The sequence below is a fragment of the Paracoccus hibiscisoli genome (assembly GCF_005048265.1).
In the GTDB taxonomy this organism is placed as follows: domain Bacteria; phylum Pseudomonadota; class Alphaproteobacteria; order Rhodobacterales; family Rhodobacteraceae; genus Paracoccus; species Paracoccus hibiscisoli.
Window position 1 is genome coordinate 52,321 of the sequence record NZ_SUNH01000004.1, and the last position, 25,671, is coordinate 77,991.

A 25,671-nucleotide genomic window follows, 5' to 3' on the forward strand; every position below is an offset into this window, starting at 1 on the left:
GAGACGTGAAAGGGGCAGGGCATGTGTCGTTGGGCCGCCTATCTGGGCGCACCGATCTTTCTGGAGGACATCGTCAGCCGGCCGGCGCATTCGCTGATCCGGCAGAGCCAGGGGGCGACCCGCTGCCAGACGCCGGTCAATGCCGACGGGTTCGGCATCGCCTGGTATGGCGAACGCCCCGAGCCGGGGTTGTATCGTGACGTCATGCCCGCCTGGTCCGACCCGAACCTGCGCAGCCTGGTGGGGCAGGTGCGGTCGGGCCTGTTCATGGCGCATGTGCGGGCCTCGACCGGCACAGCCACCAGCCGCAACAACTGCCATCCCTTTGCCGTCGGTCGCTGGAGCTTCATGCATAACGGCCAGTTCGGCGGCTATGACGGGTTCCGCCGTCATGCGGACGTGCTGATCCCGGATGAGTATTACCCGCATCGCAAGGGCGCGACCGACAGCGAGGCGCTGTTCCTGATCGCGCTGGGGCAGGGGCTGGACCATGATCCCCAAGGCGCGATGGAGCGGGCGCTGGGGCAGCTGGGCGCGCTGGCCCGTCAGCGCGGTTCGGCGCCGCATGTGCGGGCGGCCTGCGCGCTGTCGGACGGGCAGCGGCTCTATGCGCTGCGCTATAGCAGCGACGATCAGGCGCCGTCGCTGTATCACCGCTGGTCCGAAAGCCGTCAGGGCTGGGCTGTGGTGTCCGAGCCCCTGGAGACGGATGAGACCGACTGGACCGAGGTGCCGCCCGGCAGCTTCTGCACCTTTGAGCAGGACCGGGTCGAGATCACCCGCTTTTGCCCCGAGCCGCTGAGCGCGGCCGCCTGATCAGGGGCGGTCGGTCATCGCGTCGGGGGCCTCGGCCTCGGGCTGGGGCAGGCGCTTGACCTCGGGGTCTATGACCTGCGGGCGGCGGAACACCAGCACGTTGTGATAGATCGTCGTGCGCCCGGTCAGGCCGCTGCGTTCCTCGCTGGGCAGCACGTCGGCGCGCAGGTATTCCCAGCCCTCGGCCGCCATGCGGTTCAGCGCGGCCGTCAGCGACAGGGCATAGCGGTCGGTGGGGGTGCGCGCCTCGCGGGCTTTCTCAGCCTTGGTCGGCGCGGCGATCACGGAATATTCAAAGCGCATGCTGCGGTCCTGTCAAAGGGGTCACAGCCCCAGTTTCTGCGCCACGAGGGCATTGACCGCCGCCGGGTTGGCCTTGCCGCCGGTGGCCTTCAGCACCTGTCCGACGAACCAGCCGGCCAGCTTTGGGTTGGCTTTGGCCTTCTCCACCTGGGCGGGGTTGTCGGCGATGATCTGATCGACCGCGGCCTCGATCGCGCCCAGGTCGGTCACCTGCTTCATGCCGCGCTGGTCCACGATCTGCGCGGGGTCGCCGCCTTCGGTCCACAGAATCTCGAACAGGTCCTTGGCAATCTTGCCGGAAATCGCGCCATCCGCGATCAGGTCGATCACGCCGCCCAGCTGCGCGGCAGAGACCGGAGAGGTCGCGACCGACAGCCCCTCCTTGTTCAACCGGCCGAACAGCTCGTTGATGACCCAGTTCGCGGCCATCTTGCCGTCACGGCCACTGGCCACGGCCTCGAAATAGTCGGCATTCTCGACCTCGGCGGTCAGCACGCCCGCGTCATATTCCGACAGGCCCATCTCGCGCACGAAGCGGGCCTTCTTCTCATCGGGCAGCTCGGGCATGGATGCCGCGATGTCGTCCACCCATTCCTGCTCGATCTCCAAGGGCAGCAGGTCGGGATCGGGGAAATAGCGGTAATCATGCGCCTCCTCCTTGGAGCGCATCGACCGCGTCTCTCCCTTGTCGGGATCATAGAGGCGGGTTTCCTGCACGATGCTGCCGCCATCCTCCAGGATGGCGATCTGGCGGCGGGCCTCATAGTCGATGGCCGCCTGGATGAAGCGCATGGAGTTCATGTTCTTGATCTCGCAGCGCGTGCCCAGATGACCGAAATCGCCGGTCTCCTGGAAGCGTTCGTAATCGCCGGGCTTGCAGACCGACACGTTCACGTCGGCGCGCAGGTTGCCGTTCTGCATGTTGCCGTCGCAGGTGCCCAGATAGCGCAAAATCTGGCGCAGCTTGACGACATAGGCGGCGGCCTCTTCAGGGCCGCGGATGTCGGGGCGGCTGACGATCTCCATCAGGGCGACGCCGGTGCGGTTCAGGTCGACGAAGCTCATCGCCGGATCCATGTCGTGGATCGATTTGCCGGCGTCCTGCTCCAGGTGGATGCGCTCGACCCGGACGCGGCGGGCGATACCGGGGGCCATGTCGACGATGATCTCTCCCTCGCCCACGATGGGGTGGTACAGCTGGCTGATCTGATAGCCCTGCGGCAGGTCGGGATAGAAATAGTTCTTGCGGTCGAATGCACTGCGCAGGTTGATCGCGGCCTTGAGGCCCAGCCCGGTGCGCACGGCCTGGGCCACGCAGAATTCGTTGATGACCGGCAGCATGCCCGGCATCGCCGCATCGACAAAGGCCACGTTGCTGTTGGGTTCCGACCCGAAGCGGGTCGAGGCCCCCGAGAACAGCTTGGCGTTCGAGGCGACCTGGGCGTGGACCTCCAGCCCGATCACCAGCTCCCAATCGCCTTTCGCCCCGTGAATCACCTTGGGCTGCGGGGCGGTATAGGTCAGGTCTAGCATGGCGGGCCTCGTCTGGCGGAACGGTCTGGCGGCGGTTTTAGGGCAAGGGCGGGGCATTGTCACGGCCTGCCGACAGGCTGCATGCGAATCAGGCGATTGCCGCGGCAACAGTTAATTCCGCGTGACCACAGGCCGGAAACTGTCACCTTCCACGGTCCATCGGCGGAAAACCGTCAGTGCGGACCCAGGCCTGCGGCAGGTTCCCGCCGAGGTCATATCCTTCATCTTGCGGCATTTTTTTCTGCCGCTATGGCAGGTGCTGACGAAACAACCCCTTGAGGTCCCAATGCGCGCTGCGCTCTCTCTGGCCGCCCTTGTGCTGGTCGCCGCCTGCTCCACCACGCCCTCCGGCCCGTCCGCGGCCGCCGTCGAGGCGCAGGAAATGGCCCTGACCCAGGCACCCCCGATGCGGTGGGGAGAGCGCAATGGCGCCGACGAATGGACCCGCGCCACGATGGAGGCCTTGGGCCGCGAGGGCGTCACCATGCTGTCCAGCGTGCCCCATGACATCGCCGAATTCTGCCCGAACTATCGCCAGCTGGCGCCGACGGGCCGCAAGGCGTTCTGGGCCGGGCTGCTGTCGGCGGTGGCGCGGCACGAAAGCACCTTCAACCCGCAGGCCGCGGGCGGCGGCGGGCGCTGGATCGGGCTGATGCAGATCGCCCCAGCCACCTGGCGTCATTACGGCTGTGACGGCAACATCCGCGACGGGGCCGACAATATGGCCTGCGCGGTCAAGATCGCCTCGCGTCAGGTCGCCCGCGACAATGCCGTGGCGCGTGATGGCAGCGGCTGGCGCGGCGTGGCGCGGGACTGGGCGCCCATGCGCAGCCCCAAGAAGCGCGCCGATATCGCCGCCTGGACCTCCAGCCAGAGCTATTGCACCGCAGAAAGCTGATCCGCCCGCAGGGCGATGGGGGCCGCCGGCATGACCGGCGGCTTTGTCATGCGCCGCTCAGCGCAGCGCGGCCAGGATGCGCGCCCAGGACCGGGCGCCCTTGGCAAAGCTCTCGACGTCGTATTTCTCATTCGGGGAATGGATGCGGTCGTCGTCGCGGGCAAACCCGATCAGCATCGAATCCATGCCCAGCAATTCCTTGAAATCGCCCGCGATGGGGATCGATCCGCCCGCCCCGATGAACGCGGCCTCCTGGCCCCATTCCTGGGTCAGGGTCTGTTTCGCGGTGCCAAAGGCCGGGTCGGCGATGTCCATGACACTGGCCGGACTTGCGCCGTGGTCGTGAAAATCGATGCGGCAATCGGCGGGGACAAAGCGGCGGACGTGATCCTGGAACGCCTGGCGCACCGCCGCTGGGTCCTGCGTGCCGGTCAGGCGAAAGCTGACCTTGGCGCGGGCCACGGCGGGCAGCACGGTCTTGAACCCATCGCCCGCATAGCCTCCGGCGATGCCGTTGATCTCAGCCGTGGGCTGGTTCCAGACCATCTCCAGGGCCGTGCGCCCGCGTTCGCCGATGGGGTCGGAGAGGCCCACGCGGCCCAGGAAATCGCCCGCGTCGAAATTCAGCGCCTGCCAGTCGCGCGCCAGTTCGGGCGACAGATCGCCCACGCCGTCATAGAAGCCGGGCAAGGTGACGCGGCCGGTGTCGTCCTTGAGCGCGGCCAGCGCCTGCGCAAGGATCATGATCGGATTGGCGGCCAGCCCGCCAAAGCTGCCCGAATGCAGGTCGCGATCAGCCGCGTGGACCACGACCTCCTGCCCGACCAGGCCGCGCAGCTGGGTGGTGATGGCGGGGCGCCCGTCGGCATGGCGCGACGTGTCGCAGATGATCGCCAGATCGGCGCGCAGATCGCCCGCATGCGCCTTGAGGAAGGGCCGCAGCGAGGGAGAGCCGGATTCCTCCTCTCCCTCGAACAGCAGGATCAGGTCGCTGGGCAGGCTGCCATGGACAGCCTTCCAGGCGCGGAACGCCTCGACGAAGGTCATCAGCTGCCCCTTGTCGTCCGAGGCGCCGCGTGCGCGGATCACCCGGCCCTGGGGCGTGTCCTCAATGGCCGGGTCAAAGGGCGGGCGGTTCCACAGCTCCAGCGGGTCGACCGGCTGCACGTCGTAATGGCCATAGAACAGCAATGGCCGCGCGTCGCCCGGCTGACTGCGGGCGGTGACCATCGGGTGGCCCGGCGTGTCGTGGATCTGAACGTCAAAGCCCAGGGCGCCCAGATCGGCGGCCAGCCATTCCGCCGCGCGGCGCACGTCGCCCGCATGGGCCGGGTCGGTCGAAATCGACGGGATTCGAAGAAAATCGGACAGACGCGCCAGCGCCGCGTCCAACCCCTGGTCCAGATGCGTCAGGATGTCCCCAACTCTTGCGTCAAAGCCCATGATTCCTACCTCTTGCAGTGCGCATGACAGGTATTTGCCTGCGTCTTTCGTCGAATTGCGACGTTTTCGGCCTGTTTTTTTCGCGACTTGACCTCTATCAAGGCAAACAGCGCGCGGTCGGAGAATGATCGCACCCAGCCAGCTACGCAAGGGATCGCCCGCAATGAAGTATGACGCCGCCCTGGACAAGGCCCTGTCCCGCCTGCACGAGGAAGGCCGTTATCGGACCTTCATCGATATCGAGCGGGCCAAGGGTCGCTTTCCCCAGGCTGTCTGGAACCGCCCCGACGGAGAGCGGCAGGACATCACCGTGTGGTGCGGCAACGACTATCTGGGCATGGGCCAGCATCCGGCGGTCCTGTCCGCCATGCACGAGGCGCTGGACGCCACCGGCGCCGGTTCGGGCGGCACCCGCAACATCAGCGGCACCACCGTCTATCACAAGCGCCTTGAGACCGAGCTGGCCGATCTGCACGAGAAGGAGGCCGCGCTGGTCTTCTCCTCGGCCTATATCGCCAATGACGCGACGCTTTCGACGCTGCCCAAGCTGTTTCCCGGCCTGATCATCTATTCCGATGAGCTGAACCACGCCTCGATGATCGAGGGGATCAAGCGCAACGGCGGCGCCAAGCGCATCTTCCGCCACAACGATCTGGCCCATCTGCGCGAGCTGATGGCCGCCGACGATCCCGACGCGCCCAAGCTGATCGCGTTCGAATCGATCTATTCGATGGATGGCGATTTCGGCCCGATCAAGGGGTTCTGCGACCTGGCCGACGAATTCGGCGCGCTGACCTATCTGGACGAGGTTCACGCCGTGGGCATGTACGGCCCGCGCGGCGGTGGCGTGGCCGAGCGGGACCGCCTGGCGGGCCGCATCGACATCATCAACGGCACGCTGGGCAAGGCCTTCGGCGTCTTCGGCGGCTACATCGCTGCCAGCGCCAAGATGTGCGACGCGATCCGCTCCTATGCGCCGGGCTTTATCTTCACGACCTCGCTGCCGCCTGCGGTGGCTGCCGGGGCCGCGGCCTCCATCGCGCTGCTCAAGACCGCCGAAGGGCAGGAATTGCGCGACGCCCAGCAGCTGCATGCCCGTATCCTCAAGATGCGGCTGAAATCGCTTGGCATGCCGATCATCGACCATGGCAGCCATATCGTGCCGGTGCATGTCGGCCATCCGGTGCATTGCAAGGCGCTGTCGGACATGCTGCTGCGCGATTACGGCATCTATGTCCAGCCGATCAACTTCCCGACCGTGCCGCGCGGCACGGAGCGGCTGCGCTTCACCCCGTCTCCGGTGCACGATCCCAAGCAGATCGACCACCTGGTGCGGGCAATGGATGCGCTGTGGTCGCATTGCGCGCTGAATCGCGCCGAATTGAGCGCGTGATTCAATCGGGGCGTGAACGCCTCTCGCCTGCGTGATAACCTGCAGTTAAAGAAGCTGTGGCATCTTCCGATTCGGCGGGTGCACATAACGGGCGGATGGGGCATAGGCGATGAGCAGGCTGCGGGCACATGACCCGGCAGAAGAGTTCGTGCAAGTTGGGGATGCCGGTCATCTCCCCGACGACGACACGCGTTTGGGCGATCTGATGCGCGGAGAGCGTGCGACGCTGGGCAAATCGCTGCTGGACGTTCAGCGCGAATTGCGCATTCGCGCGTCCTATGTGGCGGCGATCGAGAATTGCGACATCTCTGCCTTTGATACGCCCAGTTTCATTTCCGGTTATGTGCGGTCCTATGCACGGTATCTGGGCATGGACCCTGATTGGGTGTTCCGCCGGTTCTGCCAGGAATCGGGGTTCCAGCCGACGCATGGCATGGCCCCGTCGGCTGCCGGGCCCAAGCCGGGTCGCCGCCCTTCTGACCCGGCCGAGGCCCTGGCCAATCCCCGCGCGCTGTTCATCCCGCAGGAGCGCAGCTTCTGGTCCGAGATCGAACCGCGCGCTATCGGTGCCATTGCCGTGCTGATGATGCTGATCGGCGGTCTGGCCTATGGCGGATGGGCGCTGCTGCAGGAGGTTCAGCGTGTGACCCTGTCGCCGGGCGATGACGTGCCGACGGTGGTGGCCGATCTGGACCCGACCAGCGGCGCCGGGCTGTCCGACCCGGCCATCGACGGCGCGCAGGGCCGCGATCTGGCCCGCACCCTGCCGCAGCCCGAGGCGATGGACCGCCTCTATCGTCCGCAGATCCTGGAGGCGCCGGTCCTGACGGCGCGCGACGGTCCCATCGCGGCCATCGACCCGGGCCTGCTGGAAAGCCAGCCGACCATCGACGAGGTCATCGCCTCGGCCGGACAGATCACCCAGGTGCCGCTGCCGCAGAACCCGCTGGCGCAGCAGACCGGCGTCGCCCAGGCCCCCACCGCGACGCCCGGCGACGTGGGCCCGCTGCAGACCGCCCAGGCCCCCGCCGCCGAAGGGCCGGTGCGCACGCTGGCCCCCGCCGCGCCGGGGCTGGAGCTGCTCTCGGTGCGCCCGGCCTGGGTGCGGGTGACTTCGGCCGAGGGGACGGTGCTGCTGGAGAAGATCATGGATGCGGGCGAGCGCTTTGCCCTGCCGCCGCTTGAGCAGCCGCCCGTCCTGCGCACCGGCAATTCCGGCGGTGTCTACTTCGTTGTGGACGGCCAGACCTATGGCCCGGCGGCACCCGGCGCGCAGGTCGTCAGCGGGATCGAGCTGTCGGCGACCAGCCTGTCGGAACGCTTTGCCGTGGCCGATCTGGGCGCGGACCCGGAGCTGGCGCAGATGATCGCCGTGGCGCAGATTCCTTCGACCGAGGGCGCCGAGACCGGCACCGAATAAGCGCGCGCACTGCGCCGATGCGGCCGGTCCCCGGGCAGGGGGCCGGCCGTTTCGCATTCAGCCCCACCAGGTCCGTTCCAGCAGGCCGATCCAGTTGTCGCAGGCGATTTTGCGGATCAGCGCCTCGCCATAGCCCGCCCCCCGCATCGCGTCGATCAGCCGGGGCAGGGCCGCCACATCGGGCAGATCGCGCGGCATCAGCGCCCCGTCGAAATCCGAGCCGAGCGCCACGCCCTCCTCTCCCAGAATGGCCAGCAGGTGGTCCAGATGGCGGATCATCACGCCCAGATCCTCCAGCGGCAGCCGCCGCCCGTCGGGCCGTAGAAAGCTGGAGGCAAAGTTCAGCCCCACCAGCCCGCCGCTGTCCGCGATCTGGCGCAGCTGGCGGTCGGTCAGGTTGCGGCTGCTTTCGCAGAGTGCATGGACGCCGCTGTGGCTGGCAACCAGGGGGGCGTCCGACAGGCGGGCGACGTCATTGAACCCGGCCTCGTTCAGATGCGACAGGTCCAGCATGATGCCAAGCGCGTTGCACGTCTGCACCAGCGTGCGCCCCTGCGGGGTCAGCGCCTTGCCCCGGTCGGGCGACGACGGATGGGCAAAGGGCACGCCATGCCCGTATTGCGTGGGACGCGACCAGACCGGCCCCAGGGATCGCAGCCCGGCGCGGTGCCACAGGTGCAGGGCATCGGGGTCGCTGATCGCCTCGGCCCCCTCCATGTGCATGATCGCGGCGATCCGACCGGCGGCGATGGTCGCGCGCAGCCCCGCCGCGTCGCGCACGATGTCCAGCGTGCCGGTGCGCTCCAGCGCCAGCAGGGCTGCGGCCTGGGCAAAGGCGTGGGGCAGGGCCGCGTCGGGGTGGATCGCCGGAGGCAGGGGCAGATCAAAGGGCGGGTTCTCCATCGCGTGCACCGCCGCGTGATCGGTCAGGCCCGCGGGCGAGGGCACCCAGATGGCAAAAAACCCGCCCACCATGCCCCCCGCCTTCAGGCGCGGCAGGTCCATGTGCCCCTGGTCGTCACCCTCCAGCCACAGCCGGGCGGCCTGCGGCCCCGCCGCCGCCACGCGCTGCAGGAAATCATTGTGGCCGTCGAATACGGGGATCATGTCAGGTCCTTTGCGTCGAATAAGGTACAGGATGCACATCATGCAGATGCCCGCAATGGTGCTTTGTCCTCTGAGGGTTGCGGGTTAGGCTGGTCCGGCATTCCGCCAGCGAAAGGCCAGCCCATGCCCAGGATCACGTCCGATTTCGACGGCCAGACCGTCATCACCACCTTCGAGGTCACGCCCGGCAGTGCGCATGACGTGCTGGACCTGCTGACCGAGGCCTGGGCGCAGGTCATCAGCCGGCGCGAGGGCTGCCTGGGCGGTGCGATCCACCTGAACGACGCGCAGACCCGCATCGCCACCTATTCGCAATGGCGCGACCGTCGCGATTATCAGGCGATGCTGCGCGACCCCGAGATGCGCCGCCGCAACCGCGAGATCCACGCGATGTGCAAATCCTTCGAGCCGGTGATGTACGAGGTTCAGTCCGTCCATCCCTGATGCTGCATCCGCAGAAACTTGATGCAATCGGCCGCGTTGGTCCCTAGGCTGGGGCAAACGTGGGGGATTAGCGCATGGCAGGTCGGATCATCACGGTGGCCCAGCAAAAGGGCGGATCGGGCAAGACGACGCTGGCGGTCAATCTGGCCGTGTGCCTGCATGCGCGCGGGCATTCCGTGGCGCTGGTCGATACCGACCCGCAGGGCAGCATGGGCCGCTGGTTCATGGAGCGGATGGAGCGCAAGGGCGAGGACGAGGCGCTGGATTTCTCGACCTCCTCGGCCTGGGGGGCCAGCTACGAATCCGAAAAGCTGAGGAAGCGGTTCGATTTCGTCATCATCGACACGCCCCCCAAGATCGACAGCGACCTGCGGCCCGCGCTGCGCGTGGCCGATCTGGTGGTGGTGCCGGTGGCGACCAGCCATGTCGATCTGTGGGCGACCGAAGGCGTTCTGGATCTGGCGCGGCGCGAAAGGGCCAAGGTGCTGGTGGTGCTGAACCGCACGCGCCCCGGCACCCGCCTGTCGGTCGAGGTCGCCGAAAAGGCCGCCGAACTGGGGGCCGATGTCGCGGCGACGCAGGTGTCGAACCGCGTCGCCTATGCCGAGAGCCTTGGCCAGGGCCTGGGCGCGATCGAGCGTCCGAAGGGCCCTGCCCAGGCCGAGATGGCCGCCCTGACGGACGAGATCCTGGCCCGGATGGGCTGACCGGCCTCAGCGGCAGAGACGCTCGGACTGGGCGGCAAAGTTGCGATAGCGGGCCCAGAAGGCGTTGTCGGCATCACGCTTGGAGGTGCGGACCTCCTGGGCGCGGTGCGGGTCGCGGAAGAACCGCGCGGCCTGGCGCTGGTCTGACCGCGACAGGGTCTGGTTCGCCACCTGCTGGATGCAACCGCACAGCGGCGCGTTGCCCCGCGCGCGGTCCGACCGGACGCAGGCGGTGTCGATGGGTCCGGCCATGGCCAGGGGGGCGGTCATGACGATCGCGGCGGCCGCGATCACGAATCGGTTCAGCATGGACTGTCTCCTCGATATGCCTCGGATGGCCGCGTGCCGGTTGGTCCGGTTCTTTCCGCCTTGGCCGATCCGGCCATCCTAGCAGCAAGCGGCCCGCCGCTCAATCGCGCAGCGCAGGGCCGGTGCGATCAGGTGGCGGGAAGCCGCGCGGCGGGAAAGCCCGCGGCCTGCAGGACGGATGCGGCGCGATCGGGGTCCAGCCCCTCGACGGTGACGCGCTTTTGGGGCAGATCGACGGTGGCGCGGCCGCCGGCCGCCGTGACGGCCTGTTCGATGGCCGCGCGGCAATGGCCGCAGCTCATGTCGGGAACGGAAAAGATCATCGGGCACCCTCTTGGCAAGGCCCCATGATGAAAGCGCGCGGGCCGCCCCGCAAGAGGAGATGCAGATGACCCGGTTCGACGCCATCGGTCTGGATGCCGATGACACCCTGTGGGAGAACGAGACCTTCTTTCGCGTGACCGAGGCCGAATTCTGCGCCCTGCTGGCCGATCACGGCGACCCCGAGACCATCGCCACGCGGCTTTATGACACCGAGAGCGCGAACCTGGTGCGCTATGGCTATGGCATCAAGGGGTTCATGCTGTCGATGATGCAGACCGCGATCGAGTTGACCGACGGGCGCATCGAGGGCCGCCAGATCGCCCGCATCCTGGACCTGGGCGCCGAGATGCTGGCTCATCCCGTCACGCTGCTGCCGGGGGTGGAGGCGGCGCTGGACGCGCTGGCGGGGCGGCGGCTGATCCTGATCACCAAGGGCGACCTGATGGATCAGGAGCGCAAGATCGCCGCATCCGGCCTGGCCGAGCGATTCGCCGCGGTGCAGATCCTGGCCGACAAGACGCCCGAGGCCTATGCCCGGGTGCTGATGGGGCAGGGGGTCGAGGCCGCGCGGTTCCTGATGGCTGGCAATTCGATGCGCAGCGACGTGATCCCGGTGCTGGAGCTGGGCGGGACGGGGGTGTTCATCCCCCATGATCTGACCTGGAGCCATGAGCATGCCGAGGCGCCCGATCATCCGCGTCTGCATCAGCTGCCCGACATGGGCGGGCTGCCCGCGCTGATCGCGCGGCTGGAGGGCGGGGCGTGACCGATAACGGGCGCGCGGCGCTGTTCATGTCGGGCTCGATGGCGATGTTCGCCATCGAGGATGCGTTCCTCAAGGTGCTGACCCGGACGATGCCGGTCTGGCAGTTGTTGGCGATGGTGGGGGTGATGGCGGGCGCGGTCTTCTGGCTGCGGCTGGCGCGGCGGGGCGGGCGGCTGTGGACGCGCGATCTGTGGCACCCGATGGCGCTGTTGCGCAATGCCGGAGAGATCGTCGGCGCGATCTGTCTGGTGACGGCGCTGGCGGTGGGCGATCTGGCGGTGACATCGGCGATCCTGCAGGTGCTGCCGCTGACGCTGGTGCTGGGGGCGGCGCTGTTTCTGGGCGAAAAGGTCGGCTGGCGGCGCTGGCTGTCGGTGGCGGTGGGGTTCGCGGGGGTGCTGCTGATCCTGCGGCCCGGGACGGCGGCGTTCCAGCCCGCGATGCTGTGGGCGGTGGCGGGGGTCGCGGGGCTGACGCTGCGCGATCTGGCCACGCGGCGCATCCCGGCGGGGGTGGCGTCGGACCAGCTGTCGGCATCGGCCTATGGGGCGATGGTGCCGGCGGGGCTGGTGCTGGGGGCGCTGGCGGGGCCCGCGCCGATGATGCCGGGCGCGGTCGAGAGTGCGTTGCTGGCGGGGACGGTCGTCTTTGGCGTGGTGGGCTATGCGACGCTGGTGGCGGCCTCGCGTCTGGGCGAGGCGTCGGTGGTGGCGCCCTTCCGCTATACGCGGCTGGCCTTTGCGCTGGTGGTGGCGGCGGTGATCTTTGGCGAGCGGCCCGATGCGGCGACGCTGGCGGGGGCGGCGCTGATCGCGCTGGCGGGCGGCTATGCGATGTGGCGCGAGGCGGGGTTGCGCCGAGCGCGCAAGCCGGTGGACGGGCTGATCCGGCCCAGCTGATGCCCGCGCGGGACGCGGGCGGGGGTGGCCGGCTGCGGCCCCATCGAGGGGCCTTGCCGGCCGCGCGATCCTGGCGAATCGCGCCGGTGCGACATCGCGACCGGGAACCGGCGGGGCAGGGGCCGCATTGAGCGAGCGAACGTCGCTGCGCCATCCGGGCGCAGGGACGCCATCCGACATTCCCCACGAGGAGCACCCCATGCCCAAGGCCCTTTTCATCCTGACCTCGCACGACACGTTGGGCGAGACCGGCAAGCCCACCGGCTTTTACTGGGAGGAGCTGGCGGCCCCCTACTGGATCCTGGCCGATGCGGGCTGGCAGATCGAGCTGGCCAGCATCAAGGGCGGTAAGCCCCCGGCCGACCCGTCCTCCGAGGAGGGCGATGCGATGACCGATGAGGTCCGCCGCCTGCTGGCCGACGAGGCCGCCATGAACAAGCTGGCCCATACGCAGAAGGTCGACGATGTCGACATCTCGGGCTGCGACATCGTCTATCTGCCGGGTGGGCACGGCACGATGTGGGACCTGCCGAAATCGCAGGCCCTGGGCGATCTGCTGGCGCGGGCCTGGGACAAGGGCGCGGTGATCGGCGCGGTCTGTCACGGCCCCGCGGGCCTGCTGTCGGCGCGCCTGTCGTCGGGCGACCCGCTGGTCCATGGCCGCCGCGTCGCGGGCTTTACCAACAGCGAGGAGGATGCGGTCGGCCTGTCCGATGCCGTGCCCTTCCTGCTGGAGGACCAGTTGAAGGCGCAGGGCGGCAAGCATGAGAAAGGCCCGGACTGGGCGCCCTTCGCGCTGGCGGACGGCAAGCTGGTGACGGGCCAGAACCCCGCATCCTCGGCCCGCGTGGCCGAGCTGATGCTGGAGGCCGCGGGCACCACCCCCGCCGCCGACTGACACCAAATGGCGCAGGGCCGCGAAACCCTCTTTTCGCGGCCCGCGTGGGCCTGTATAGCCCGGCCATGACCGACCTTGACCTCATCCGCAATTTCTCGATCGTGGCGCATATCGACCACGGAAAATCCACGCTGGCCGACCGGCTGATCCAGTCGACGGGCACTGTCGCCGACCGCGACATGAAGGCCCAGATGCTGGACAGCATGGATATCGAGCGCGAGCGCGGGATCACCATCAAGGCCAACACGGTGCGGATCAGCTATCCGGCCAAGGACGGCAAGACCTATGTCCTGAACCTGATCGACACGCCGGGTCACGTCGACTTTGCCTATGAGGTCAGCCGCTCCATGCGCGCGGTCGAGGGGTCGCTGCTGGTCGTGGATGCCAGCCAGGGCGTCGAGGCGCAGACGCTTGCCAACGTCTATCAGGCGATCGATGCGGGACACGAGATCGTGCCGGTCCTGAACAAGATCGACCTGCCCGCGGCCGAGCCCGAGCGCGTCAAGGAAAACATCGAGGAAGTCATCGGCATCGACGCCCAGGACGCGATCCCGATTTCGGCCAAGACTGGCCTGGGCATCCCCGAGGTGCTGGAGGCCATCGTCACGCGCCTGCCCGCGCCCAAGGGCGACCGCGACGCGCCGCTCAAGGCGATGCTGGTCGACAGCTGGTACGACGCCTATCTGGGGGTGGTCGTGATGATCCGCGTCATGGACGGGGTGATCCGCAAGGGCGACCAGATCAAGATGATGCAGACGGGCGCCAGCCACCGCATCGACAAGCTGGCCGTGCTGACCCCGCAGATGGTCGACATCGCCGAACTGGGACCGGGAGAGATCGGGGTCTTTACCGGCTCGATCAAGCAGGTCCGCGATACGCGCGTGGGCGATACCATCACGCATGAGAAACGCGCCTGCACGACCGCGCTGCCGGGCTTCAAGCCTGCGCAACCGGTGGTGTTCTGCGGGTTGTTCCCGGTCGACGCCAACGATTTTGAACCTCTGCGGGATGCCATCGAAAAGCTGGCCCTGAACGACGCCAGCTTCAGCTATGAGATGGAGACGTCTGCGGCCCTGGGCTTTGGCTTTCGCTGCGGGTTTCTGGGGCTGCTGCATCTGGAGGTGATCCGCGACCGACTGGAGCGCGAATACGATCTGGACCTGATCACCACCGCGCCGTCGGTGGTGTTCAAGCTGCACATGCGCGACGGTGAGGTGCGCGAGCTGCACAACCCCGCCGACATGCCCGACCTGACCTATGTCGACCATATCGAGGAGCCGCGCATCAAGGCCACGATCATGGTGCCGGACGAATTCCTGGGCGACGTGCTGAAGCTGTGTCAGGACCGCCGCGGCATCCAGCTGGACCTGACCTATGCGGGCGCGCGGGCCATGGTCGTCTATGACCTGCCACTGGCCGAGGTGGTGTTCGATTTCTATGACCGGCTGAAATCGGTGACCAAGGGCTATGCCAGCTTTGATTATCAGATCAGCGAATACCGCGAGGATTTCCTGGTCAAGATGTCGATCCTGGTGAATGACGAACCCGTGGATGCGCTGTCGATCATGGTCCATCGCGACCGTGCCGAAAGCCGTGGCCGGGCGATGGTCGAAAAGCTCAAGGACCTGATCCCGCGGCATATGTTCAAGATTCCGATCCAGGCGGCCATCGGCGCCCGCGTCATCGCACGCGAGACGCTGTCGGCGATGCGCAAGGACGTGACCGCCAAATGCTATGGCGGCGATGCGACGCGCAAGAAAAAGCTGCTGGAAAAGCAGAAGGCCGGCAAGAAGAAGATGCGTCAGTTCGGCAAGGTCGAGATCCCGCAGACGGCCTTCATCCAGGCGCTCAAGATGGACAGCTGACGGCCACCGTCAGTCGTCCCACAGGGGCACCACGACCCGGCAATGCCCCGCCACGGCCTGTCCCACTGAAATCGCGCCGTCGCGCGGCCCCGCGCCGAATTGCGACAGGCCCGCGCCCGTCGCCTGCCTGGTTTCATCCAGCGTGAACAGGATGCCGGACCCCGAGCCTCGCGGTTTGGGGCTGGCCCGCCACAGGCGCGTGCCGACCGGCTTGTTCAGCGCCCGTTGGGCGAAATCGCCCGCAGCGCACCAGTAATCCGTATCCGCGCGCCCCGAGGCAAAGGCCACCGCGATCTCGGTCGGGCCGGCCTGTTCGACGGTCATGCCGTTGCGGGCCGTGAAGGCGCTGGCGGGCAGCGGCAAGGCCAGAAAAATCATGAGTGCCAGTCGCATCCGATCCTCTCCTGCCGGGGCCTGATGCGGCCTTCCGGTCGTTAAAAACCACGTCGTTCTCTGCGCCGATGCGGGCCTGATTCAGGGTATCCTGAAATCCAGCAGCCACAAGGTCAGACCCATGTCACCCGCCACCTTTCCGACCATCGCCGCCCATCCCGCCGACAATGCCGCGATTCAGGCCACGTTGGACACCCTGCGCCAGACCCTGGGGATGGAGGTGGCCTATCTGTCCGAATTCGTCCAGGACCGCGCCGTGTTTCGCGCGGTCAGCGCCCCGGGCCTGGAGGCGATGATCAGCCCCAGCCAAAGCATGGATCTGAGAGAGGTCTATTGCAAACATATCCTGGATGGCGGCCTGCCCAACCTGATCACCGATACCGGCGATCATGCCATCGCGGTCGATCTGCCCATCACGCAGATGATCCCCATCGGCAGCCACCTGTCCGTGCCCATCCACCGCGCCGATGGCAGTGTGTTCGGCATGTTCTGTTTTCTCAGCCGCCATGCGCGCCCCGATCTGGGGCCGGATGCGTTGGACATGGTCTGGTCCGGTTCGGCCCAGGTCGCGATGCGCATCGCAGCGCATGAAAGCGACGCGGCCTGAGGGCGGATGTGAAAAAGCCCCCGACAGCGGTGCTGCGGGGGCCTTGATCGCAGGTGGCGGGCTTGGGATCACATCCCGGCCTGGACCTGCGCGCTTTCCTGCTGAACCACGGCTCCGGCCGTGGAAATATCGCGGCCCGCACCCTGAACGGTCTCGCAGGCGGCCAGCGTCATCATGGCCAGAACGGCACTCAGGCCCAGGATCTTCTTCTGCATAGCTTCAGTCTCCTTTGGGATAACCATCTGACCTTGCAACGCAATCTGAGCGGTTCGGTTCCCCCTAAAATGCAACTCCTGAATAAAGCGCGATATTGGCATAGGGAGTGCATTCGCCGGTGCGCACCACGGCGCGGGCCTGACGGGACTGGTCCTTGAAGGCCGCATGCGACATCAGCGTGACCGGGCCGATCGCCCGTTCCGCAAAGCGCGCGCGCAGATCGGGGGCGGCCTCCTCCGCCAAGCTGGCGCGTTCGACGACCAGTTCGCTCAGCACGGCGTCCAGCACGTCGAAGATGCCGGGAATGCCGCGGGTCAGCGCCAGGTCAATGACGCGGACACCCGGCGGCACCGGCAGACCGGCATCGCCGATCACCAGCAGATCGCCATGCCCAAAGGAGGCGATCAGGCCGGACAGTTCGGCATGCAGCAGGGTGGTTCGTTTCATCGCGATTCTCTTCTACAGGCTGTGGGGTCGTCATATCGCCGACAATGGCTGTGACGATGGGGCATCGACGCGTCGGCGATCGCCTCCCCTGGTCCGTCACCCGAACGCGACAGCCCAGGGGCGGGGCATACCGGTCCGCATACCGACATAAGTCCTGCCTGCGGACCGGAGCGGGGCGATCAGTCCTCCAGCGCCTCCAACTGGTCGATCAACCCCTCGATCATCGACAGGCCCTTGTCCCAGAAGGCCGGGTCGGAGGCGTCCAGCCCGAAGGGCGCCAGCAATTCGCTGTGATGGCGCGACCCGCCCGCGCGCAGCAGGTCAAAGTATTTCTGCTGGAAGTCGGGCAACCCGTCCTCGTAGGCGGCATAGAGCGCGTTCACCAGCCCGTCGCCGAAGGCATAGGCATAGACGTAGAAGGGCGAATGTACGAAATGCGGGATGTAGGTCCAGAATGTCTCATAGCCCGGCATATAGTCGAAGACCGGCCCCAGGCTCTCGTGCTGGATCTGCATCCACAGCGCGTTGATGTCGTCGGGGGTCAGCTCTCCCTCGGCACGGGCGGCGTGCAGGCGGCATTCAAAATCATAAAACGCGATCTGGCGCACGACCGTGTTGATCATGTCCTCGACCTTACCCGCCAGCAGGGCCTTTTTCTGCGCCGGATCGGTGGTGCGCGCCAGCAGCGCGCGGAAGGTCAGCATCTCTCCGAACACCGACGCGGTCTCGGCCAGCGTCAGGGGGGTGGAGGCCAGCAGCTCTCCCTGACCCGCGGCCAGGCGCTGGTGGACACCGTGGCCCAGCTCATGCGCCAGCGTCATCACGTCACGCGGTTTTCCCAAATAGTTCAGCAGGATATAGGGATGCGCCGTGGTCACGGTCGGATGCGCGAAGGCGCCCGGCGCCTTGCCCGGCTTGACCCCCGCATCGATCCAGCCCTTGTCGAAAAAGGGCTGCGCCAGATCGGCCAGTTCGGGCGAAAAGCCGCGATAGGCATCCATGACCGTCGCCTGCGCCTCGGGCCAGTCGATCAGGCGCGGGCTGTCGGTGGGCAGCGGCGCGTTGCGGTCCCAGACCTGCAGCCGATCCAGCCCCAGCCAGCGGGCCTTGAGCGCGTAATAGCGGTGCGACAGGCGCGGATAGGCGGCGGTCACCGCATTGCGCAGCGCCTCGACCACCTCGGGTTCGACATGGTTGGACAGGTGGCGGCCATGCTGGGGCGTGGGCATCTTGCGCCACTTGTCCTCGATGGCCTTTTCCTTGGCCAGCGTGTTGTGGATGCGCGCGAAGAGCCCGACATTGGCGGTAAAGACGGTGGCCAGCGCACGGGCCCCGGCCTCGCGGCGGCTGCGGTCGTGATCCGACAGCAGGTTCAGCGTGGCCTCCATGCCCATCGTCTCGCCATCGACGTCAAAGGTCAGCGCAGCGGTCGTCTCGTCGAACAGGCGGTTCCAGGCGGCGGCGCCCACGACCGAATTGTCGTGCAGGAACTGCTCCAGCTCATCGGACAACTGGTGGGGGCGCATGGCGCGCATGCGGTCAAAGACCGGCTTGTAGCGGGCGGGACCGTCGGGCGCGGTGAACACCGCCTGATAGGTCGCGTCCGGAATGCGGTTGAACTCCAAGCTGAAGAAGACCAGCGGCGTGGTCATGTCGGTGATCTTGCCCTGCAGGTCGCCCATCTGCTTGGCCCGCACCGGGTCGGTGGTGTTCTGGTAATAGCGCAGGCCCACATAGGACATGATGCGCCCGGCCAGGATGTCGATCTGCTGATAGGCCTCGATGCAGGCCAGCATCTGTGCGGGCGTCAGCTCGGCCAGCTTGCCCTGATAGGAGGCCGCGAAATCGCGGACCTGGCCGTCCAGCGCCTCGATATCGGCGGTCAGTTCGGGGCTGTCAGGGGCGGGATAGAGGTCGGTGAGGTCCCATTCGGGCAAGGTGCCGAAATCGCCCTTTGCCGGTTCCGCCGCGTCGAACACCATTCTGCCTGCCATGATCGGTCCTTTCCTGTGTGTCGGATCAGATGTGGACCCTGGGGGCGGGGGGTGCAAGGGGGGCGCGCCCCGGTCACGCGGCCTGAACCGGGGTCAGGGGGCTGCGTGATCCTGCAGCGCCTCGGCGATGCCGCGATTCTGCAGGGCCGGGTGGATGGTCGCCACGCCCGACGGGGACAGGTGGGCCACCGCCACCCCCTCCACATGCGCGATCAGCGCGGGAAGGGGCGTGGTGCCCGCGGGCAGCAGCGCGGACAGGGACGCGGCGTCGGCCTGGGTCGCCGGGCGGATGCGGGGCTGCGCCTCATGGCGGTGAAAATCGCGGGTCAGCGCCTGGCTGCGCTTGCCCCAGGGGCTGGCGGCGGTGCGCGCCTGATGGGCGGCAAAGGCCGCGGAATCGGCAAAGACCTCGGACAGGGTCCAGACCATCGGGTCGTCCGATTGCGCGATGTCAAAGCGCAGGCAGCCCGGCTCGGCGCGGCTGGCCGCGACATGGTCGGGCAGCAATTCCAGCGCGGTCATCAGCTGCGCCATGTCGGCGCAGATCAGGCGCCCGTGCAGGGCGATGGGCGGGTTCGCCATCGCCAGGGGCGTGCCGGACGGATCGGCGGTCGGGGCGTGGTGGTGGCCGCAGGCGCAGTCCATGGCGTGTCCTTTCGCTGGATGGGGCAGGGTGGCCGGGCGGCAGGCGCGCGTCAAGCGGGCTAGACGACCTCACCGGCCTCCAGGCGGGTCAGGAAGGCCGCGGCATCGGCGCGGATGCGGTCGCGGCGGTCGGCATCCATCCGGTCCCAGGTGGCGAAGGCCCGTCCGATGCGCGGGTTGCGTTCGAACCGCTCGCGGTGGCGCACCAGGAAATCCCAATAGAGCAGGTTGAACGGACAGGCCCTGGGGCCGGTCTTGTCCGCCACCTTGTAGGCGCAGCCGCCGCAATAATCGGACATCTTGTGGATGTAGTTCCCCGAGCTGACATAGGGTTTCGACCCCACCACGCCCCCATCGGCGAACTGGCTCATGCCGATGACGTTCGGGGCCTCGACCCATTCATAGGCGTCGATATAGACCGCCAGATACCATTCATGGACCTGATGCGGATCGATTCCCGCCAGCAGCGCGAAATTGCCCGTCACCATCAGTCGCTGGATGTGATGGGCATAGGCGTGATCGCGCGTCTGCCCCACCGCCTGCGCCATGCAGTTCATCCGCGTGGGCGCGCCCCAATAGACCGGGGGCAGGGCGCGGTCATGGCCCAGCACGTTGCGCGCGGTATAGTCGGGGCCTTCCAGGAAATAGATGCCGCGCATGTATTCGCGCCAGCCGATGATCTGGCGGATGAACCCCTCGGCCGAATTCAGGCGGACCTTGCCTGCGGCATGGGCGTCGGCTGCGGCCTGGCACACCTCCAGCGGGGACAGCAGGCCCGCGTTGATATAGGGCGACAGGATCGAATGGTGCAGGAACGGGTCGTCCTGCAGCATGGCGTCCTGATAGGGGCCGAATTCGTCCAGCGAATGGGCGATGAAATGGTCCAGCACCTGCAGCGCGCCCGCCCGGTCGGTGGCATAGGTGAACGGGCGCAACCGCCCGAAATTGTCGGGAAACCGCGCCTCGACCAGATCCAGCACCTGCGCGGTGACCGCATCGGGCTCAAAGCGCGGCGGTCTGGCGCGCAGCAGATCGGCGCGGGCGGGCTTGCGGTTGTCGTGGTCAAAGTTCCACTGGCCGCCCGCAGGCTGGTCGCCCTCCATCAGCAGGCCGGTCTTGCGGCGCATGTCGCGATAGAACCACTCCATCCGCAATTCCTTGCGGCCATCGGCCCAGGCCTCGAATTCGGCGTGGCTGGCCAGAAAGCGGTCATCGGGCAGCTGCGTGACCGGGATGGGCAGGTCGGACAGCGCCGCGATCAGCCGCCACTCGCCCGGCTCGGTCGCGATCACCAATGTCGCGCCATGATCTGCGGCCCGGCGCAGCAGTTCCCCGGGGATCGACTGGCTGTTGTCGGGGTCGTCCAGCGTGGCATAGGCGACGGTGTGGCCCTTGGCACGCAGTTCGGCGGCGAACTTGCGCATGGCGGCGAACAGAAAGGCGATTTTTTGCGGGTGGTGGGGGACACAGCCCGCCTCGGACGCGACCTCGGCCATGACGATGATGTCGTCGGGCCGGGCTGCGCGCAGGGCCGACAGGTCATGCGACAGCTGGTCGCCCAGGATCAGGATCAGACGCATCGCACACCCCCGGAATGACAAGGACGCGCAGGTTGCCCTGCGCGTTCCCCGGTCACGATGCGGCGCGGTGCCGCGTCATTCCCATTCAATCGTGCCCGGCGGCTTGGACGTGATGTCATAGGTGCAGCGGTTGATGCCCTTGACCTCGTTGATGATCCGCGTCGCGGTCTCGCCCAGGAATTCGTGGGTGAAGGGATAGTAATCCGCGGTCATCCCGTCGACCGATGTCACCGCACGCAGCGCGCAGGCGAAATCATAGGTCCGCCCGTCGCCCATCACGCCCACGGTGCGGACCGGAAGGATCGCCACGAATGCCTGCCAGATCTCATCGTACAGACCGTGCTTGCGGATCTGGTCGATGAAGACCGCATCGGCCTTGCGCAGGATCTCCAGCTTTTCGCGGGTGATCTCTCCGGGGCAGCGGATGGCCAGGCCCGGGCCGGGGAAGGGGTGGCGGCCGATGAAGCTCTCGGGCAGGCCCAGTTCGCGGCCCAGTTCCCTGACCTCGTCCTTGAACAGCTCGCGCAGGGGCTCGACCAGCTTCAGGCCCATCTTTTCGGGCAGGCCGCCCACGTTGTGGTGCGACTTGATCGTGACCGATGGCCCGCCGCTGAAGCTGACGCTTTCGATGACGTCCGGATAGAGCGTGCCCTGGGCCAGGAAGTCGGCGCCGTCGATCTGGCTGGCGTATTTCTGGAACACGTCGATGAACAGCCGGCCGATGGTCTTGCGCTTGACCTCGGGGTCGCTGACGCCCTCCAGCGCGCCCAGGAACAGGTCGCTCTCGTTCGCGTGGATCAGCGGGATGTTGTAGTTATCGCGGAACATCTTGACGACGTCTTCGCCCTCGTTCAGGCGCAGCAGCCCGTGATCGACAAAGACGCAGGTCAGCTGGTCGCCGATCGCCTCGTGGATCAGGACCGCCGCCACCGACGAATCGACGCCGCCCGACAGGCCGCAGATGACGCGGCGGTCGCCCACCGTCTCGCGGATCTTGCGGATCGCCTCGTCCTTGTAGGAGGCCATGGTCCAGTCGCCGGTGAACCCCGCCAGCCGGACGAAGTTCTCCAGCATGGTGCGGCCGTTCGGGGTGTGGTGCACCTCGGGGTGGAACTGGACGGCATAGAAATGCCGCGCCTCGTCCGCAATCATCGCCATGGGCGCGTTGGGCGAGGTGCCGATGACCTGAAAGCCCGGCGCCAGCGCGGTCACGCGGTCGCCATGGCTCATCCAGACCTCTTCGCGACCGGTCCCGAAAAGACCCGCGAAGATGCCGTCGGACTTGTGTCCGGGCGCGGGCGCGATGAAGGCGCGGCCGTATTCGGCGTGGTGTCCGGCCTCGACCGTGCCGCCCAGCTGCTCCATCATCACCTGCTGGCCATAGCAGATGCCAAAGACGGGCACGCCCAGCTCGAACACGGCCTGGGGCGCGCGGGGGCTGCCATCGGTCGTGACGCTGGCCGGGCCGCCGGACAGGATGATCGCCTGCGGCGCCATCTGGCGCAGCCGGTCGTCGGTCACCGTGTTGAACGGGTGGATTTCGCAATAGACGTTCAGTTCACGCAGGCGACGCGCGATCAGCTGCGTCACCTGGCTGCCGAAGTCGATGATCAGAAGGCGCTGGTGCTGGGTCATGGGTGCGCTTTAAGCGCGGTTTCAGCACCTTGCAAGCCTTTCGGCACTGTGGTGCGGGGGAACCGTGCCACCCGGCGCGCGTTCGGCAGCAATCGCCCTGTTCCGTTCAAAAGGTATGTTCCGATGATCCGATTGTCCCTGGCCGCAGGCTGCGTCCTGTCTCTGGCCGCCTGTCAGGTGCCGGGCCTGGGCGTCACCGCCCCGCAGGCCTCCGCCGAAGAGGCGCTGGCCGTCGAATGCCGGGGCGAACCCGAGGCCGGGGCGCGGCTGTCGGCCACCGTGAACGCCGCCCGCCTGTCCGAGGGCAAGACCGTGCTGGCCGCCAACGACCAGCTGGATCGGATCGCGCTGGCCCATGCCTGCGACATGGCGCGCACGGGGCGGGCGGATGTGGCGGGATCGAACGGCTCGAACGTGGTCGATCGGGCGCGGTCGGTGGGGTATCCGACCTGCGGCGTCGTTCAACTGGTCAGCGCGGGCGGCACGCCCGAGGGCACCGTGTCCGCCTGGCTGGTTCCCGGCCCGCTGCGCGAGCAGGTTCTGGGCCAGCTGAGCTATCAGATCGGCAGCGGCGTCGCGCGCGGCGCGGATGGGCGGTTGTGGCACAGCACGGTGCTGGGCAACAACTGCCGTTGAAGGGACAAGGGGCGCGGTGTGATCCGCGCCCCTTTACTTATTGCTCGGGCAGCAGCCCCCGTGGCGCAAAGCGCAGCACCAACAGCAGCACCGCCCCCATCGCGATGAAGCGCATGTGCGGCGCGCTGTCCAGCAGATGCGCCTTGACCGGGCCATCGGCCATAGGGCCGGTCAGCATGGCGATCAGGGCAGGGCCCCAGACCTCGGCCTTGATCCACAGGAACCAGATCGTTACGGCGCCCAGTACCGCGCCCCAGTTGTTGCCGGACCCGCCGACGATCACCATCACCCAGATCAGGAAGGTATAGCGCAGCGGGTTATAGCTGGTCGGCGCCAGCAGCCCGTCCAGCGTCACCATCATCGCGCCCGCGACCCCGATCACCGCCGAGCCCAGGATGAACACCTGCAGGTGGCGGCGGGTGACGTCCTTGCCCATCGCCTCGGCCGCGGTCTCGTTGTCGCGAATGGCGCGCATCATGCGGCCCCAGGGCGATTTCAACGCCAGCTCTGCCAGCAGGATGATCACCAGCAGCGCGACCAGGAACAGCGACATGTAGGACAGCTTGACCCAGATGCCCGACGCCTCGGCCGCCGGAAAGCCCCAGCTGGCCGCGAATTCGACGAATTCGGGATTGCGCTGCAGCTCGACCTCCTGCGCCACGGGGCGCGGGATGGCCGTGATGTTCTTGACGCCGCGGGCCAGCCAGTCCTCGTTCTTCATGACGGCGACGATGATCTCGCCGATGCCCAGGGTGGCGATGGCCAGATAGTCGGAGCGCAGGCCCAGGGCGACCTTGCCGATGGCCCAGGCCGCGGCGGCGGCAAAGACGCCGCCCACCACCCAAGACAGCAGAACCGGCAGGCCCAGGCCGCCGATATTGCCGTGGCGGGCGGGGTTGTTCGCCTCGATCGCGGTGACGGCGGGGTCGAACAGCCAGCGATAGACGATGAAGCCGCCGATCAGCACGGCCACGGTCAGGATGCCGCTGCGGGTGCGGGTCCAGGCCAGCTTGGCCATGGCCAGCGTCCCCAGCCCCACGGCCAGCGCCAGCATCAGGCGGGTGCCGCCGGCCTCCCACGCGCCCTCGACCGGAGGGAGCGAGATCAGCACGGGCGCCAGCGCACCCATCGCCAGAAAGCCCACGACGCCCACGTTGAACAGGCCCGCATAGCCCCATTGCATGTTCACGCCCAGGGCCGTGATGGCCGAGATCAGCCCCATGTTCAGGATCGCCAGCGAGGTGTTCCAGCTGCCCGAGAACATGCTGTTGCGCACGGTCCCCTCCAGCACGAACAGGACGGCCAGCACCGCGAACAGGATCGGCGCGCGCCAGCGGCTGTGGGTCGAGGCGGCTTGACGGTTGGTTGCCATGATCTTCCCCTTACACCGATTTGCCGCGGAACAGGCCCGTGGGCCGGAACAGCAGGACGACAATCAGAATGACGAAACTGACGGCGAACTTGTATTCGGTGCCCAAGAGCTGCATCAGGCCCGACGGCTCATAGCCGGGGAACAGATAGCCCACGACGCGCACCCAGGGATAGGTCACCGCGACCTCGGAGAAGGCCACCAGAAACCCGCCCGCGATGGCGCCAAGCGGGTTGCCCAGGCCCCCCACGATGGCGGCGGCAAAGATGGGCAGCAGGATCTGGAAATAGTTGAATGCCTTGAACGACTTGTCCAATCCGTACAGCGTGCCTGCGATGGTCGCCAGACCCGCCGCGATGATCCAGGTCAGGCGCACCACGCGTTCGGGGTCGATGCCCGACAGCAGCGCCAGATCCTCGTTGTCGGAATAGGCGCGCATGGCCTTGCCGGATTTCGTGCGGTTCAGGAACCAGAACAGCGCGACCATCACGATCAGCGCCACCACCACGGTCAGCGCCTGGGTCGAGCGCAGGGCCAGCCCCTCGGGCAGGCCGGTCATCTCACGAAACGTGCGCACGTCCATGATGAAGCGCGCGCCGTCGTCAAAGCGGTATTCATCCACCCCGATCAGGATGCGCGTCAGCCCGTTCATCACGAACATCACGCCGACCGAGGCCATGACCAGGATGATCGGCGCGGCCTTCTGCTTGCGATAGAATTTATACACCGCCCGGTCGGTGCCCAGCACCAGAAGCGCGGTCAGCGCGATGCCGAAGGGCAGGGCGATCAGCGCGGTGGGCAGCGGCCCCGCGCTGATGCCCAAGGATTGCAGCCCCCAGGTCAGCAGGATCACCACCCCGGTGCCAAAAGCCATCGTGTCGCCATGGGCGAAGTTCGAGAACCGCAGGATGCCATAGATCAGCGTGACGCCAAGCGCGCCAAGCGCCAGCTGCGCGCCATAGGCGGCCGCCGGGATGAAGACAAAGTTCAGAAAGACCACGAGGGCGTTCAGGATATCCACGGC

At 67.3% G+C, this 25,671-nt stretch carries 27 protein-coding genes; 12 read left to right on the forward strand and 15 right to left on the reverse strand.

What is annotated here, in order from left to right; all coding sequences use genetic code 11:
- Positions 1-21 precede the first annotated feature (21 nt).
- Positions 22-816, forward strand: a complete 795-nt coding sequence (locus FA740_RS01910; RefSeq protein ID WP_136855088.1) for a class II glutamine amidotransferase — start codon at positions 22-24, stop codon at positions 814-816.
- Here FA740_RS01910 and FA740_RS01915 read toward each other — a convergent pair whose 3' ends face one another.
- Together FA740_RS01915 and gatB are read right to left on the reverse strand one after the other, a co-directional pair.
- On the reverse strand, positions 817-1,119 hold the full coding sequence (locus FA740_RS01915) for a DUF4177 domain-containing protein (protein WP_136855089.1): 303 nt from the start codon (positions 1,117-1,119) through the stop codon (positions 817-819). It abuts the gene before it with no gap.
- 21 nt (positions 1,120-1,140) lie between these two features.
- Positions 1,141-2,652 (reverse strand): Asp-tRNA(Asn)/Glu-tRNA(Gln) amidotransferase subunit GatB, encoded by a 1,512-nt coding sequence (gatB, locus tag FA740_RS01920; RefSeq protein ID WP_136855090.1) that lies wholly within the window; start codon positions 2,650-2,652, stop codon positions 1,141-1,143.
- A gap of 286 nt (positions 2,653-2,938) precedes the next feature.
- On the opposite strand from gatB, the gene FA740_RS01925 reads away from it, so the two are divergent.
- Positions 2,939-3,550, forward strand: a complete 612-nt coding sequence (locus tag FA740_RS01925) for a lytic transglycosylase domain-containing protein (protein ID WP_136855091.1) — start codon at positions 2,939-2,941, stop codon at positions 3,548-3,550.
- 57 nt (positions 3,551-3,607) lie between these two features.
- Here FA740_RS01925 and FA740_RS01930 read toward each other — a convergent pair whose 3' ends face one another.
- Positions 3,608-4,993, reverse strand: a complete 1,386-nt coding sequence (locus tag FA740_RS01930) for a M20/M25/M40 family metallo-hydrolase (RefSeq protein WP_136855092.1) — start codon at positions 4,991-4,993, stop codon at positions 3,608-3,610.
- A 163-nt stretch (positions 4,994-5,156) separates the two neighbouring features.
- Between FA740_RS01930 and hemA the strand changes: the two genes are divergently transcribed.
- Both hemA and FA740_RS01940 read left to right on the forward strand, forming a co-directional pair.
- The gene (gene hemA, locus FA740_RS01935) at positions 5,157-6,386 is read left to right on the forward strand and encodes a 5-aminolevulinate synthase (RefSeq protein WP_136855093.1); all 1,230 of its coding nucleotides are present in this window, start codon (positions 5,157-5,159) and stop codon (positions 6,384-6,386) included.
- A gap of 109 nt (positions 6,387-6,495) precedes the next feature.
- The gene (locus FA740_RS01940; RefSeq protein ID WP_136855094.1) at positions 6,496-7,806 is read left to right on the forward strand and encodes a helix-turn-helix domain-containing protein; all 1,311 of its coding nucleotides are present in this window, start codon (positions 6,496-6,498) and stop codon (positions 7,804-7,806) included.
- A 57-nt stretch (positions 7,807-7,863) separates the two neighbouring features.
- On the opposite strand, the gene FA740_RS01945 is transcribed toward FA740_RS01940, so the two are convergent.
- Entirely contained in the window at positions 7,864-8,913 is a 1,050-nt protein-coding gene (locus FA740_RS01945; protein WP_136855095.1) for a dipeptidase, read from the reverse strand.
- Positions 8,914-9,036: 123 nt separating this feature from the next.
- On the opposite strand from FA740_RS01945, the gene FA740_RS01950 reads away from it, so the two are divergent.
- Both FA740_RS01950 and parA read left to right on the forward strand, forming a co-directional pair.
- On the forward strand, positions 9,037-9,357 hold the full coding sequence (locus FA740_RS01950) for an antibiotic biosynthesis monooxygenase family protein (protein WP_136855096.1): 321 nt from the start codon (positions 9,037-9,039) through the stop codon (positions 9,355-9,357).
- A 74-nt stretch (positions 9,358-9,431) separates the two neighbouring features.
- The gene (gene parA, locus FA740_RS01955) at positions 9,432-10,064 is read left to right on the forward strand and encodes a ParA family partition ATPase (RefSeq protein WP_136855097.1); all 633 of its coding nucleotides are present in this window, start codon (positions 9,432-9,434) and stop codon (positions 10,062-10,064) included.
- Positions 10,065-10,070: 6 nt separating this feature from the next.
- Here parA and FA740_RS01960 read toward each other — a convergent pair whose 3' ends face one another.
- Together FA740_RS01960 and FA740_RS01965 are read right to left on the reverse strand one after the other, a co-directional pair.
- Positions 10,071-10,373 (reverse strand): hypothetical protein, encoded by a 303-nt coding sequence (locus FA740_RS01960; RefSeq protein WP_211243626.1) that lies wholly within the window; start codon positions 10,371-10,373, stop codon positions 10,071-10,073.
- Between the two features lie 128 nt (positions 10,374-10,501).
- Positions 10,502-10,696 (reverse strand): heavy-metal-associated domain-containing protein, encoded by a 195-nt coding sequence (locus tag FA740_RS01965; RefSeq protein WP_136855098.1) that lies wholly within the window; start codon positions 10,694-10,696, stop codon positions 10,502-10,504.
- 65 nt (positions 10,697-10,761) lie between these two features.
- Here FA740_RS01965 and FA740_RS01970 point away from each other — a divergent pair, with 65 nt between their 5' ends.
- From FA740_RS01970 to lepA, 4 genes are all read left to right on the forward strand, one after another.
- Positions 10,762-11,463 carry an HAD family hydrolase gene (locus tag FA740_RS01970; protein ID WP_136855099.1) on the forward strand — a complete coding sequence of 234 codons (702 nt, stop codon included), beginning with the start codon at positions 10,762-10,764 and terminating at the stop codon, positions 11,461-11,463.
- Positions 11,460-12,362, forward strand: coding sequence for a DMT family transporter (locus tag FA740_RS01975; RefSeq protein ID WP_246053408.1), 903 nt, complete (start codon positions 11,460-11,462; stop codon positions 12,360-12,362). Before FA740_RS01970 ends, FA740_RS01975 begins: the two co-directional genes overlap by 4 nt.
- A 199-nt stretch (positions 12,363-12,561) precedes the next feature.
- Positions 12,562-13,260 carry a type 1 glutamine amidotransferase domain-containing protein gene (locus FA740_RS01980; protein WP_136855100.1) on the forward strand — a complete coding sequence of 233 codons (699 nt, stop codon included), beginning with the start codon at positions 12,562-12,564 and terminating at the stop codon, positions 13,258-13,260.
- Positions 13,261-13,325: 65 nt separating this feature from the next.
- A complete protein-coding gene (gene lepA / locus FA740_RS01985; protein ID WP_136855101.1) occupies positions 13,326-15,125 on the forward strand; it encodes a translation elongation factor 4 in 1,800 nt (599 codons plus the stop codon).
- A gap of 9 nt (positions 15,126-15,134) precedes the next feature.
- Here the strand turns inward: lepA and FA740_RS01990 are convergent, their stop codons facing one another.
- Complete coding sequence (locus tag FA740_RS01990) at positions 15,135-15,518, reverse strand: hypothetical protein (RefSeq protein WP_136855102.1); 384 nt, start codon at positions 15,516-15,518, stop codon at positions 15,135-15,137.
- 121 nt (positions 15,519-15,639) lie between these two features.
- Between FA740_RS01990 and FA740_RS01995 the strand changes: the two genes are divergently transcribed.
- Complete coding sequence (locus FA740_RS01995; RefSeq protein WP_136855103.1) at positions 15,640-16,125, forward strand: GAF domain-containing protein; 486 nt, start codon at positions 15,640-15,642, stop codon at positions 16,123-16,125.
- 68 nt (positions 16,126-16,193) lie between these two features.
- On the opposite strand, the gene FA740_RS02000 is transcribed toward FA740_RS01995, so the two are convergent.
- From FA740_RS02000 to guaA, 6 genes are all read right to left on the reverse strand, one after another.
- Positions 16,194-16,340: an entericidin A/B family lipoprotein gene (locus FA740_RS02000; protein ID WP_136855104.1), complete on the reverse strand. Its 147-nt coding sequence runs from the start codon at positions 16,338-16,340 to the stop codon at positions 16,194-16,196.
- A gap of 64 nt (positions 16,341-16,404) precedes the next feature.
- Positions 16,405-16,788, reverse strand: coding sequence for a D-ribose pyranase (rbsD, locus tag FA740_RS02005; protein ID WP_136855105.1), 384 nt, complete (start codon positions 16,786-16,788; stop codon positions 16,405-16,407).
- Positions 16,789-16,967: 179 nt separating this feature from the next.
- Complete coding sequence (locus FA740_RS02010) at positions 16,968-18,782, reverse strand: M3 family oligoendopeptidase (RefSeq protein ID WP_136855106.1); 1,815 nt, start codon at positions 18,780-18,782, stop codon at positions 16,968-16,970.
- A 93-nt stretch (positions 18,783-18,875) separates the two neighbouring features.
- Positions 18,876-19,427, reverse strand: a complete 552-nt coding sequence (locus FA740_RS02015) for a putative quinol monooxygenase (RefSeq protein ID WP_136855107.1) — start codon at positions 19,425-19,427, stop codon at positions 18,876-18,878.
- A gap of 59 nt (positions 19,428-19,486) precedes the next feature.
- Positions 19,487-21,007 (reverse strand): cryptochrome/photolyase family protein, encoded by a 1,521-nt coding sequence (locus FA740_RS02020; RefSeq protein ID WP_136855108.1) that lies wholly within the window; start codon positions 21,005-21,007, stop codon positions 19,487-19,489.
- A 75-nt stretch (positions 21,008-21,082) separates the two neighbouring features.
- Positions 21,083-22,642 carry a glutamine-hydrolyzing GMP synthase gene (gene guaA, locus FA740_RS02025; RefSeq protein ID WP_136855109.1) on the reverse strand — a complete coding sequence of 520 codons (1,560 nt, stop codon included), beginning with the start codon at positions 22,640-22,642 and terminating at the stop codon, positions 21,083-21,085.
- A gap of 123 nt (positions 22,643-22,765) precedes the next feature.
- Here guaA and FA740_RS02030 point away from each other — a divergent pair, with 123 nt between their 5' ends.
- On the forward strand, positions 22,766-23,278 hold the full coding sequence (locus FA740_RS02030; RefSeq protein ID WP_136855110.1) for a CAP domain-containing protein: 513 nt from the start codon (positions 22,766-22,768) through the stop codon (positions 23,276-23,278).
- A gap of 37 nt (positions 23,279-23,315) precedes the next feature.
- Here FA740_RS02030 and FA740_RS02035 read toward each other — a convergent pair whose 3' ends face one another.
- Complete coding sequence (locus FA740_RS02035; RefSeq protein ID WP_136855111.1) at positions 23,316-24,650, reverse strand: branched-chain amino acid ABC transporter permease; 1,335 nt, start codon at positions 24,648-24,650, stop codon at positions 23,316-23,318.
- Between the two features lie 10 nt (positions 24,651-24,660).
- Entirely contained in the window at positions 24,661-25,668 is a 1,008-nt protein-coding gene (locus FA740_RS02040; RefSeq protein ID WP_136855112.1) for a branched-chain amino acid ABC transporter permease, read from the reverse strand.
- Between the last annotated feature and the right edge of the window lie 3 nt (positions 25,669-25,671).